This is a genomic window from Micromonospora sp. NPDC006431 (genome assembly GCF_042870725.1).
GTDB lineage: Bacteria > Actinomycetota > Actinomycetes > Mycobacteriales > Micromonosporaceae > Micromonospora.
Genome location: NZ_JBIAHQ010000016.1, coordinates 91839 through 103444 on the forward strand (window position 1 = coordinate 91839; position 11606 = coordinate 103444).

The window sequence follows — 11606 nt, forward strand, 5'->3', positions numbered from 1 at the left end:
GGAAGCGTGTCGTAGGCTTGCCGGGGTAACCCGTTCTGGCGAGGCGTGGTGCACGTAGCGCATGGGACTCTCGTGTCGCGGTCCGTGTACCGTGCAGGGAAGGGCGCGGTGCGGGCGTAGGTGACAACGACACGGAGGCGGCGGTGCGCGAGCTGAGCGTGGTCGGAGTTCGGGTGGAGCTGCCCAGCAACCAGCCGATCGTCCTGCTGCGGGAGGTCGAGGGGGACCGCTATCTGCCGATCTGGATCGGCGCGGTCGAGGCGACGGCGATCGCCTACGAGCAGCAGGGGGTCAAGCCGGCGCGGCCGTTGACGCATGATCTTTTGCGGGACGTGCTGGCGGCGTTGCAGGCGCCGTTGCGGGCGGTGGAGATCACCGAGTTGAAGGAGAACGTCTTCTACGCCGATCTGTTGATCGGTGACGGGGTGCGGGTGTCGGCGCGGCCGAGTGACTCCATCGCGTTGGCGTTGCGGGTGGGGGCTCCGATTCGTTGTGCGGAGCAGGTCCTCAGTGAGGCGGGGATCGTGATCCCGGACGAGCAGGAGGACGAGGTGGAGAAGTTCCGGGAGTTCCTGGAGCAGGTGCGGCCGGAGGATTTCGCGGGCTGACTGGTGGCCGGCCCGGGTGGGGTCGGGTGGCCTGGCGCACCGGTGTCACGGTGGGTGAGCGTCGCTTGCTGTGGGTGATCTTCCTGCTGGTTGCGCGGCGTGTCGCGGTGGTTCGTGCGTGGTAACTCCTTGGTGCGGCGATAGGGTTGCGGTGTCGAGGGGTGCACGTGCGCGGAGAGGCGGCGTGTCACCGCACGGGCGGGGAGGTTGTCCGGATGCACGAGCCGCGAGATCCTGGTCCGGGTACGGAGCAGCAGGCGGGTGTGCCGCCCGCGCCGGGCGGTGACGGCGAGGTGGGCTACCGGGGCGTGACGGCGTGTCACGCGGTGGGCATCAGTTACCGACAGTTGGACTACTGGGCTCGTACGGGCCTGGTGGTGCCGAGCGTGCGGGACGCGTCGGGGTCGGGGACGTCCCGGTTGTACTCCTTCCGCGACCTGGTGGTGTTGAAGGTCGTGAAGCGGCTGTTGGACGCCGGGGTGTCGTTGCAGAACATCCGTAGGGCGATCGAGGCGTTGCGGTCGCGTGGCGTGGAGGACCTGGCGGGCATCACGTTGATCTCCGATGGGACGTCGGTGTACGAGTGCCGGTCGCCGGAGGAGGTGGTCGACCTGTTGCAGGGCGGCCAGGGGGTGTTCGGCATCGCGATCGGTGGCGCGTTCAAGGAGATCCAGGGGTCGTTGTCGACGCTGCCGGCGGAGCCGGCGGATACATCGGGTCGTGCTGGCGAGGAGTCGGCGGAGTCGCCGTCGGCGGAGTCGGTGGGTGACGAGTTGGCGGCACGTCGGGCGCGTCGTCGGGCGGGCTGAGCTGGCGGCGCGTCGGCGGGGCTTCCTGTCGGGGCCGGTGTGTGGGATCGCGTCGTGGCTGGAGCCCGACGCGATCCTTTGTTGCGCTGCGTGTCAGGGCGGCTGGTGGTTTGCCGGGCTGGTCCGGTGGGTGGGACTGGTGGCGCGGTGCGACTGGGTGCCGTGCCGGATGACGTCTACCGTGGTCACGGCCCGTCGTCGGCCGGGCGCGGTGGTTGCTGGTGGGGGTGGTCCAGGGTGGAGGGTGTCACGTGGCCAGGTTCACCGCCGGTGACGCGCTGTCACTGTCGGGTGTGCCCGACGATGAAACGTCCTTCCGGCTGATGACGACGCTGGCCGGTCGGTGGTTGTCAAAAATCTGATAGGCCGGCCGTGCCTTTATCCGGATGGCGCGCTAAGGTCCCACACGGTCGCGCTGGCACTGAACGTTACGGCACCTCCCGCCAGCCGACCGGTTGCCCCTCCGCGCCGAGTCGCGCGGCCTTTCACCCTGGAAGGAACGACCGTGACGGTTATTGAAGAGACCGCGCCGTCCCACTACGAGCGGATTGGCGGCGCCAGTTCGGTCAAGGCGGCGGTGGCCCTGTTCTACGACAAGGTGCTCGCCGACCCGGAGCTGGCCGGCTACTTCACCGAGCTCAACATGGCCGAGCAGCGACGGCACCTCGCGTTGATGCTCACCGTGGTGCTCGGCGGACCGAACGAGTACGAGGGCCGTGAGCTGGCCGAGGTGCACCAGCCGTTGAACATTCCGGTGGCGCACTACGTCAAGGTCGGTGAGCACCTGACGGCGACGCTGACGGAGTTGGGCGTGCCGGGCGACATCATCGGTTACGTGCAGGTCGTCCTGGAGAAGGTGCAGGACCAGGTGGTGGCCCAGGGAAGCGGAACGGGCGTCTGAGTGTGGATGCGGCACGACTGAAGCAGAGTTGGTCCCTGGTCGCCGCGCACGGCGACCAGGTGCCGCTCTACTTCTATTCCATGTTGTTCCTGTCCCATCCGGAGATCCGGCAGATGTTCCCCACGAACATGGCCGGGCAGCGGGATCGGCTGGTGACCGCGTTGGGGCACATCGTGTCCCACGTGGACCAGGTCGACAGCCTGGTCGGGTTCCTGCAGGATCTCGGCGCCGACCACCGCAAGTTCGCGGTGCGCCCGGAGCACTACCCAGCCGTCGGTGAGGCGCTGGTGGCGACGTTGCAGCATTTCCTCGGCGAGGCGTGGACCGACGAGCTGGCGCAGGACTGGACGGCCGCGTACGGGCTGGTGTCGCAGGTGATGATCGACGCGGCGCAGGCGGCCGAGGCGGTGAACCCGCCGTGGTGGTTGGCCGAGGTTCTCGGGCATGAGCGGCGGGCGTTCGATCTGGCGGTGCTGACGCTGCGTCCGCAGTACCTGCTGCCGTTCGCGCCGGGCCAGTCGATCGGGGTGTCCCATCCGGCGGTGCGGGCGTGGCGGTACTACTCGCCGGCGAACGCGCCCCGGGCGGACGGCACGCTGGAGCTGCACGTGCGCGCGGCGCCGGGCGGCGCGGTGTCGTCGCGGCTGGTGTACGGGTGCGCGGTGGGTGACCAGGTCCACCTGGCCGCCCCGGTGGGGGACCGGTTGACGCTGTGGCCGGCCGGCACCTCCGATCTGCTGCTGCTGGGCAGCGGCACCGGCTGGGCCCCGCTGAAGTCCCTGGTGGAGCAGGTCGCGGCGGAGGGGTCCCGCCGCCGGGTCGATCTGTATGTGGGGGCCCGGTCGGCTGCCGAGTTCTACGACAACGAGGCGATCGAGAAGCTGGCGGCGTCGTATCCGTGGTTGGCGGTCACCTACGTGGTGGGTATGGACCTTCAGCGGCCGGGGGAGTTCGGGCACGTGGTGGACCGGGCGCTGGCCGACGGGGACTGGCGGTCCCGGCACGTGTACATCTGCGGCTCGGACGAGATGGTCAATCATTCGGTGACGACGTTGACCAGGGCGGGCTACCACCCGGGTCAGCTGCACCATGAGGGTTTCGGCAAGCACTGGTACGGGCCGATGTGGCGGACCGCGACCGCCTCTGACGATTCCGGAGGTGTCCGGTGAGCGCGAGGAGTGAGCTTGCGAGCCCCGCAGTCGCGAACGAGAGGGGAGCCGGGTGAGCGCGAGGAGTGAGCTTGCGAGGCCCGCAGTCGCGAACGAAAGGGGAGCCCGGTGAGCGCAACCCCGATCAGCAGGTATGACGGGGGCCAGGTCTCCAGCGTGCAGGTCCGGTTGACCTCGGACCGGGTGCGGCGGTGGGAGTTCGGCGCGGCGTCGTTCACCCGCCGTGGGTACGAGCCCACGGACGTGGACCGGTTCCGGATGCAGGTGGCCGACGAGCTGGATGTGCTGGCGACGCAGGTGGCGAACCTGCGGGCGGAGAACGAGCGGCTCAACGACCACCTGGAGCTGCACCGGCACGGGGTGATCCCGAGCACGGGGGCGGCGGCGAAGCTGCCCGCGGCGAAGGAGGTCAACCTGCTGTCGGCGGCGCAGCGGGAGGCCGAGCAGATCATCGCGCAGGCGCACGACTACGCCCAGCGGGTGGCCGAGTACGCGCGGATGCAGTACGAGAGCTACATGCGGGCGGCGGCCGAGGAGGCGAAGCAGGAGGCCGAGCGGGCGGTGGCGGACTACCGCAGCAACGCCGGCGCGAGCTTTGACGACTCCGTGGCGACGCGGGAGGCGCTGCGGATCTTCGGCGAGATGATGATCTCGCACATGCAGGCGGCGGCCCGGCACCTCGACGACGGCAGTGAGCAGCTGGCGCGGACCATGGAGCGGATCGCCGCGGAGGTCACCGGGGCTCCGGCGGCCGCCGGCGCTGCGCCGGTGGGCGGGGGCGCTCAGGTGGGCACCGCGCCGGTGGGCGGGGGCCGGGTGCGGGTGGCGTTGCCGCCCCGCCACCAGCAGCGCTGATCTCCGAGGTCGGCCCGCCACGCCGGTGGGCCGACCCGGGACCGCCGCGGCGGTGCCACCTGGTCGGCTGCCGGGGTGAGCCGCACCGCCCGCCGGCCCTCGGCTGCTGGCGGGTCCCGCGGGTGGGGTCGTCGCCTGGGCGGGTGAGGGCGGTCACCCGGTGGGAGCCGGGGCGGCGGTTGAGGCAGCATGGACGGGTGACGGAGATCGACGTGTTGGCCGGGCTGGTGGGCGCCGGGGACGTCGTGGTGCTCAGCGGCGCCGGGTTGTCCACCGAGTCGGGCATCCCGGACTACCGGGGGCCCAGCGGCGCCGCCCGCCGGCACACCCCGATGACGTACCAGGCGTTCACCGGGGACCCGGACGCGCGGCGGCGGTACTGGGCGCGCAGCCACCTGGGGTGGCGGCTGATCGCGCGGGCCGCCCCGAACGCCGGGCACCGGGCGGTGGCCCGGTTGCAGCAGGCGGGCCTGGTCGGCGGGATCATCACCCAGAACGTGGACGGGCTGCACAGCGCCGCCGGCAGCAGCGGGGTGGTCGAGCTGCACGGCCGTCTCGACGAGGTGGTCTGCCTGGACTGCGGCAACCTGACCTCCCGGGAGGAACTGGACCGGCGGCTGCGGGAGGCGAACCCGGGCTTCGCCGCGCAGGTCGCCCACGTCAACCCCGACGGTGACGTCGACCTGCCCGACGGGGCGGTGGCCGGGTTCCGCACCCTCGACTGCGGTGTCTGCGGCACCGGCATGCTGAAACCGGACGTGGTGTTCTTCGGCGAGACGGTGCCGGCATCCCGGGTCGCCGACTGTTTCGCCCTGGTCGAGCGGGCTCGGGCGCTGCTGGTGCTCGGCTCGTCGTTGACGGTGATGTCCGGGCGGCGGTTCGTGATCCGGGCGGCGAGGCTGGGCATCCCGGTGGCCATCGTCAACCAGGGGCCGACCCGCGGCGACGGGCAGGCCACCGTGCTCGTGGACCGGCCGCTGGGTGAGGTGCTGCCCGCGCTGGCCGACCGGATCGGGGCGCCCGCCGTGAGCGGCGTCGCCGGGGAGCCGGCCGCGGTGTAGGCCAGCCGGCAGGGTCGGAGATGAGCCGGAAACCCGGTCGCTGGTAGCGTTGACCATGCCGGTACCACCCACGCGGGAGAGACCGCCCGGAAACCACCCGGACGGCGCCGAAGGGGCAGATTCCTCCCCGGAACCTCTCAGGCAAAAGGACCACGTGGGCAGGCACTGTGGAGCGCGTCAGCGCGACTCAGGGGGAGGCCGATCCGTCGACCTCGCCCCGACAAGGAGCGCCGCGCATGACAGAGCAGTTCGCCGACCGGCACATCGGCCCCGACCCCGGCGACGAGCGCCGGATGCTGGAGACCGTCGGCTACAGCTCCATCGACGAGCTGATGGACGCCGCGATCCCCGAGGTGATCCGCTGGCACGGCACCCTGGACCTGCCGGCCGCGGCCAGTGAACGGGAGGCGATCGCCGAGCTGCGCGCCCTGGCCGCCCGCAACACCGTCGCGGTGTCGATGATCGGTCTGGGCTACCACGGCACCCACACTCCGGCGGTGATCCGCCGCAACGTGCTGGAGAGCCCGGCCTGGTACACGGCGTACACGGCGTACCAGCCGGAGATCAGCCAGGGCCGGCTGGAGGCGCTGCTGAACTTCCAGACCATGGTCACCGATTTGACCGGGTTGGCCACCGCGAACGCGTCGATGCTCGACGAGGGCACCGCGGCGGCCGAGGCGATGACCCTCGCCCGCCGGGCGTCCAGGAGCAAGAGCCCGGTGTACGTGGTGGACGCCGACACCCTGCCGCAGACCATCGCGGTGATCGCCGGCCGGGCGGAGCCGCTCGGCATCGACGTGCGGGTGCTCGACGTCGAGCGGGACGAGCTGCCCGGTGAGTTCTTCGGCCTGCACCTGCAGTACCCGGGCGCGTCCGGGGCGGTCCGGGACCACACCGGCCTGGTGGCGGCGGCGCACCAGGTCGGGGCGCTGGTGTGTGTGGCGGCGGACCTGCTGGCGTTGACGCTGCTGCGTCCGCCGGGGGAGATCGGCGCCGACATCGCCGCCGGCACCACGCAGCGGTTCGGGGTGCCGATGGGCTTCGGTGGGCCGCACGCCGGCTACCTGGCGGTCCGGGCGGGCCTGGAGCGGATGCTGCCCGGCCGGCTCGTCGGGGTGTCGAAGGACATCGACGGAAACCCGGCGTACCGGCTGGCGTTGCAGACCCGCGAGCAGCACATCCGGCGGGAGAAGGCGACCAGCAACATCTGCACCGCGCAGGTGCTGCTGGCGGTGATGGCCGGGATGTACGCGGTCTACCACGGCCCGGACGGGCTGCGGGCGATCGCCCGGCGTACCCATGAGCTGGCGGCGCGGCTGGCGGCCGGGCTGCGGGCCGGCGGCGTGCAGGTCGCGGACGTGGCGTTCTTCGACACGGTCACCGCGACGGTGCCGGGGCGGGCCGCCGAGGTGGTCGCCGCCGCGGCGCGGCGGAACGTGAACCTGCGGCTGGTCGACGCCGACCGGGTGGGGATCGCCTGCGACGAGACGACGACCCTCGCGCACCTGGCGGCGGTGTGGGCGGCCTTCGGGGTGCCCGCCTTCGACGGTGCCGGCGGTGCGGCGCTGCCGCAGGGGCTGGCGCGCACGTCGGACTTCCTCACCCACCCGGTGTTCCGCAGCCACCACTCGGAGACGGCGATGCTGCGGTACCTGCGGCGGCTGTCGGACTTCGACTACGCGCTGGACCGGGGCATGATCCCGCTGGGGTCGTGCACGATGAAGCTGAACGCCACCACCGAGATGGAGGCGGTCACCTGGCCGGAGTTCGCGCACCTGCACCCGTTCGCGCCGGCGGAGCAGACCGCCGGGTACCGGGAGCTGATCGGCCAGTTGGAGGACTGGCTGGCGGAGGTGACCGGGTACGACGCGGTCAGCGTGCAGCCCAACGCCGGCTCGCAGGGTGAGCTGGCGGGGCTGCTGGCGATCCGGGCGTACCACCGGCAGCGGGGGCAGGGGCATCGGGACGTGTGCCTGATCCCGTCGTCGGCGCACGGCACCAACGCGGCGTCGGCGGTGATGGCCGGGATGCGGGTCGTCGTGGTGGCCTGCGACGTGGACGGCAACGTCGACCTGGTCGACCTCGACGCGAAGATCGACAAGCATCGGGACGCGCTGGCCGCGATCATGGTGACGTACCCGTCGACGCACGGGGTGTACGAGACGGGCATCGGGCAGTTGTGTGCCAAGGTGCACGACGCCGGCGGTCAGGTGTACGTCGACGGGGCGAACCTCAACGCCCTCGTCGGGTTCGCCAAGCCGGGCCGGTTCGGGGCGGACGTGTCGCACCTGAACCTGCACAAGACGTTCTGCATCCCGCACGGCGGTGGTGGGCCGGGTGTGGGGCCGGTGGCGGTGCGGGCGCACCTGGCGCCGTTCCTGCCCGGCGACCCGTTCGGGGTGGCGCAGGAGGGCCGGCCGGCGATCTCGGCCGCCCGGTTCGGGTCGGCGGGGATCCTGCCGATCCCGTGGGCGTACCTGCGGATGATGGGGGCCGAGGGTCTGGCCCGGGCGACCGGGGTGGCGGTGTTGGCGGCGAACTACGTGGCGGCGCGGCTGCGGAACCATTTCCCGGTGCTGTACGCCGGCAACAAGGGCCTGGTGGCGCACGAGTGCATCCTGGACCTGCGGCCGTTGACCAGGGCGACCGGGGTGAGCGTCGACGACGTGGCGAAGCGGCTGATCGACTACGGGTTCCACGCGCCGACGATGTCGTTCCCGGTGGCGGGGACGCTGATGGTGGAGCCGACCGAGAGTGAGGACCTGGCCGAGCTGGACCGGTTCTGCGACGCGATGATCGCGATCCGGGCGGAGATCGACAAGGTGGCCTCGGGTGAGTGGCCGGCCGGGGACAATCCGCTGTGCAACGCCCCGCACACGGCGGCGATGGTGTCGGCGGACGAATGGCCGCACCCGTACCCGCGGTCGGTGGGAGCGTACCCGGCTGGCGTGGACCGGGCGGGGAAGTACTGGCCGCCGGTGCGGCGGATCGACGGCGCGTACGGCGACCGGAACCTGGTCTGCTCGTGTCCGTCGCCGGAGGCGTTCGAGAGCTGACGGGTGACGCCGGGGCGGTGCGGTTCGCCGCCCCGGCCGGTGCGCCGACGGGTCGACGCGTACGCTCCTGACGGAGCGTGATCAATCAGGCGACGAGGGCGTGTCGGGCGGGGCCGCGGTGCGGGGCGATGGTGCTGCCGTCGGGGAGCAGTTCGCCGGTGTCCTCGAAGACGATGACTCCGTTGCAGAGCAGGCTCCAGCCCTGCTCACGGAAACAGGCGAGGACGCGGGCGGCTTCGCGGTCAGTCGCCTCGGCGGAGGGGCAGGTGGGTTGGTGCTGGCACATCGGGTTCTCCGGGCTGTGGGGGCGCTGTGTCATGGTTCACATGACCAGTGACGCACAGTACCAAGCGGAAGCGCGCGCTATCGAGCAGGCTTCCGTCTTGTTCACCCGAAATCGGCTGAACGGATGAGTGGCAGCAAGCCATTCGGCGTGGAAGCGCTTTCACGGGGTGGTGCCGACGTGCCCGGCGCGCCCGCCGGATGCCGGGACCGGCTCGTGGAACGGGCCCGGCTGCAGTGGCACCCCGCCGACGGCGGCGACCCCGCCGTGCTGGCGCAGGAGTTCCTCGCCGCCCACGGGATCGTCCGGCACGACCTGGCCCGCACCGGCACGCACGACCCGACCGGGGTGTGCGGCGCCGCCCTGTACCTGTCCGCCGCCGCCGGGGCCCTGACCGCCGGCGGCGCGCCGGGGGCGCCCAGCCCCGTACCGGCGCTGCCGGATCTGGTGGTGGTCGTCTACGGCCACGCACCGCGCCCGCCCGCCCGCCCGGCCGGCGGCGGCTGGTGGCTGGGGGACTGGCGGGACAGCTGGACGCCCCGCGAGCACGAGAACGCCGTGGCCGCGGTGCGCGCCGCCATCGGCCGCGGCGACGTGTACCAGGTCAACCTCGTCGGCCACGCCGCCGCCCCGTACGCCGGGGACCCGCTGCCCGCCCTGGCCCGGCTGGCCGCCCTGCCCGGCGCCCGCTACGGCGGCACCCTGTCCGGGCTCGGCTGGGCGGTCGGCTGCGCCTCCCCGGAGACGCTGGTCGCCCTCGAGCACGGCCGGCTGGTCACCCGGCCGATCAAGGGCACCCGGCCGGCCACCCCCGCCGGACGCCGGGAGCTGCTCGCCTCCGCCAAGGAACGCGCCGAGCACGTGATGATCGTCGACCTGGAACGCAACGACCTGGCCCGGGTGGCCCGCACCGGCTCGGTGCGGGTCGACGAGCTGTTCGCCGTACGCCGGTGGTGCGACCTGTGGCAGGCGGAGTCGACGGTGTCCGCGGCGCCCGCCGACGGGCTGGGCCTGGCCGACCTGCTGCGCGCGGTCTGCCCCGGCGGGTCGGTGACCGGCGCCCCGAAACTCGCCGCGCTGGACCGGATCGCGGCCCTGGAACCGGTCGGGCGGGGCGCAGGCATGGGCGCCCTCGGCTGGGTCGGACCCGACCGGCTCGACCTGGGGCTGACCATCCGCACCGCCGCGGCCGACGCCGAAGGGCTGCACCTGTGGGCCGGCGGCGGCATCACCTGGGGCAGCGACCCGGCGGCCGAGGTCGCCGAGGCGGCCGCGAAGGCCGCCCCGGTGCGCGCGCTGCTCGCCGCCGGCTGAAGCCCCGCCGCGCGGCGCCGGATGCGGGTGCGCGGCCCTCGGCGGGCCGGTCAGGCGCGGGCGAAGGCGTCCAGCGCCGCCACCACCCGCTCGCCCACGCCGTGGCCGCTGCCGTGGCCGCCGGACTCCACGATCTCCAGCCGGGCGTCCGGCCAGTCGCGGGTGAGCTGCCAGGCGATGTCCGGCGGGCCGCTGACGTCGAGGCGGCCCTGCACCAGTACACCCGGGATGCCGGCGAGCTTCCCGGCGTCACGCAGCAACTGGCCGTCGGGCAGGAAGCCGAGGTTGCTCCAGTAGTGGGTCACGATCCGGACGAAGCACGCCCGGAACACCGGGTCGGCGTAGCGGGGGCTGGGCGTGAAGCCGCCGGCGAGGGAGACGTGCACGTCCTCCCAGGCGCACCAGTCACGCTCGGCCTGCTCCCGCACGGCGGGGTCCGGGTCGTTGACCAGGCGGGCGTACGCGGCGGACAGGTCGCCGTCCCGGTCCGCCGCGGGCACGCCGTCACGGAACCGGGCCCACTCCTGCGGGAAGATCCGGCCCATGTCCCGGGTCACCCAGCCGATCTCGCGGCGGGTGTTGGCGACCACGCTGAACAGCACCAGCGCGGTGACCCGCTGCGGGTGGCGCTGGGCGTAGGCCAGGGACAGCGACGAGCCCCAGGAGGCGCCGCACAGCAGCCACCGGTCGACGCCGAGGTGCTCGCGCAGCCGTTCCATGTCGGCGAGCAGGTGGGCGGTGGTGTTGACCGACAGGTCCACGGCCGGGTCGCTGGCGTGCGGGGTGCTGCGCCCGCAGCCGCGCTGGTCGAACAGGATGATCCGGTAGGCGGCCGGGTCGAACAGCCGCCGCCAGGACGCGGTGGCGCCGGAGCCGGGGCCGCCGTGCACGACCAGGGCGGGGCGGCCGTCGGGGTTGCCGCAGCTCTCCCAGTAGACGTGCTGGCCGTCGCCGACGTCGAGCAGGCCGTGCGCGTACGGCTCGATCTCCGGATACATGCGGTTCCCCTCCCGAGGCCCAGATACAACAGCGCTGTTACATTAGCGGACGTGACCGCCACCCCCGACCGCGAGGCGCTCGGCACCCTGCTGCGCCACGTCCTCGAGCTGCTCGACGGCGACGTCGCCGCCGTCTACGACGACCTGGACCTGGCCGACTACCGGCCCCGGTACTCGCCGCTGGTGCGGGCGCTGGTCGCCGACGGGCCGCTGCCCATCCGCGACCTCGCCGCCCGGGTCGGGGTCACCCACTCCGCGGCCAGCCAGACCGTCGCCCAGATGAGCCGCGCCGGCATGGTCACCCTCACCCCCGGCGCCGACGCCCGGCAGCGCATCGTCACCCTCACCGACCGGGCCCGCGCCCTGCTGCCCGTCATCGAGGCCGAATGGGCGGCCACCACCACCGCCATGCGGCAGCTCGACGCCGAACTGCCCGTACCCTTGGCCGACGAGCTGTACGCGGTCCTCGCGGCGCTGCGCCGCCGCCCGCTGCGCGACCGCATCGCCGACACCGGCCTGACCCCCACCGGCCGGCCGGCCTGAGCCCGACCC

Annotated in this window: 11 protein-coding genes and 1 riboswitch; of the genes, 9 read left to right on the top strand and 2 right to left on the bottom strand. The window is 72.9% G+C overall.

What is annotated here, in order from left to right; all coding sequences use genetic code 11:
* The first annotated feature begins 143 nt into the window (after positions 1-143).
* From ACFYM6_RS24780 to gcvP, 7 genes are all read left to right on the top strand, one after another.
* Entirely contained in the window at positions 144-608 is a 465-nt protein-coding gene (locus tag ACFYM6_RS24780) for a bifunctional nuclease family protein (RefSeq protein ID WP_073833177.1), read from the top strand.
* A 215-nt stretch (positions 609-823) separates the two neighbouring features.
* Positions 824-1417: a MerR family transcriptional regulator gene (locus ACFYM6_RS24785; RefSeq protein WP_387279126.1), complete on the top strand. Its 594-nt coding sequence runs from the start codon at positions 824-826 to the stop codon at positions 1415-1417.
* Between the two features lie 505 nt (positions 1418-1922).
* Positions 1923-2318: a group 1 truncated hemoglobin gene (locus tag ACFYM6_RS24790; protein ID WP_387279128.1), complete on the top strand. Its 396-nt coding sequence runs from the start codon at positions 1923-1925 to the stop codon at positions 2316-2318.
* Between the two features lie 2 nt (positions 2319-2320).
* On the top strand, positions 2321-3487 hold the full coding sequence (locus tag ACFYM6_RS24795) for a globin domain-containing protein (protein ID WP_387279130.1): 1167 nt from the start codon (positions 2321-2323) through the stop codon (positions 3485-3487).
* 108 nt (positions 3488-3595) lie between these two features.
* Complete coding sequence (locus ACFYM6_RS24800; RefSeq protein WP_387279132.1) at positions 3596-4342, top strand: cell division protein DivIVA; 747 nt, start codon at positions 3596-3598, stop codon at positions 4340-4342.
* 197 nt (positions 4343-4539) lie between these two features.
* Positions 4540-5403 (top strand): NAD-dependent protein deacetylase, encoded by an 864-nt coding sequence (locus ACFYM6_RS24805; RefSeq protein ID WP_387279133.1) that lies wholly within the window; start codon positions 4540-4542, stop codon positions 5401-5403.
* A 63-nt stretch (positions 5404-5466) separates the two neighbouring features.
* A riboswitch (glycine riboswitch) is annotated at positions 5467-5566 on the top strand.
* 73 nt (positions 5567-5639) lie between these two features.
* Positions 5640-8459: an aminomethyl-transferring glycine dehydrogenase gene (gene gcvP / locus ACFYM6_RS24810; RefSeq protein ID WP_387279135.1), complete on the top strand. Its 2820-nt coding sequence runs from the start codon at positions 5640-5642 to the stop codon at positions 8457-8459.
* A gap of 85 nt (positions 8460-8544) precedes the next feature.
* Here the strand turns inward: gcvP and ACFYM6_RS24815 are convergent, their stop codons facing one another.
* Positions 8545-8745: a DUF5999 family protein gene (locus tag ACFYM6_RS24815; protein WP_073833165.1), complete on the bottom strand. Its 201-nt coding sequence runs from the start codon at positions 8743-8745 to the stop codon at positions 8545-8547.
* A 123-nt stretch (positions 8746-8868) separates the two neighbouring features.
* On the opposite strand from ACFYM6_RS24815, the gene ACFYM6_RS24820 reads away from it, so the two are divergent.
* A complete protein-coding gene (locus ACFYM6_RS24820) occupies positions 8869-10056 on the top strand; it encodes a chorismate-binding protein (protein WP_387279137.1) in 1188 nt (395 codons plus the stop codon).
* A gap of 50 nt (positions 10057-10106) precedes the next feature.
* Here the strand turns inward: ACFYM6_RS24820 and pip are convergent, their stop codons facing one another.
* Complete coding sequence (pip, locus tag ACFYM6_RS24825; protein WP_387279139.1) at positions 10107-11054, bottom strand: prolyl aminopeptidase; 948 nt, start codon at positions 11052-11054, stop codon at positions 10107-10109.
* Between the two features lie 51 nt (positions 11055-11105).
* Here pip and ACFYM6_RS24830 point away from each other — a divergent pair, with 51 nt between their 5' ends.
* Positions 11106-11597, top strand: coding sequence for a MarR family winged helix-turn-helix transcriptional regulator (locus ACFYM6_RS24830; RefSeq protein WP_387279141.1), 492 nt, complete (start codon positions 11106-11108; stop codon positions 11595-11597).
* Positions 11598-11606: the final 9 nt, after the last annotated feature.

What these genes read in the sequence shown, in the direction of transcription:
- ACFYM6_RS24815 (WP_073833165.1), bottom strand. Translation starts at nt 8,745, where the DNA reads ATGTGCCAGCACCAACCCACCTGCCCCTCCGCCGAGGCGACTGACCGC.
- ACFYM6_RS24785 (WP_387279126.1), top strand. Translation starts at nt 824, where the DNA reads ATGCACGAGCCGCGAGATCCTGGTCCGGGTACGGAGCAGCAGGCGGGT.
- ACFYM6_RS24820 (WP_387279137.1), top strand. Translation starts at nt 8,869, where the DNA reads ATGAGTGGCAGCAAGCCATTCGGCGTGGAAGCGCTTTCACGGGGTGGT.
- pip (WP_387279139.1), bottom strand. Translation starts at nt 11,054, where the DNA reads ATGTATCCGGAGATCGAGCCGTACGCGCACGGCCTGCTCGACGTCGGC.
- gcvP (WP_387279135.1), top strand. Translation starts at nt 5,640, where the DNA reads ATGACAGAGCAGTTCGCCGACCGGCACATCGGCCCCGACCCCGGCGAC.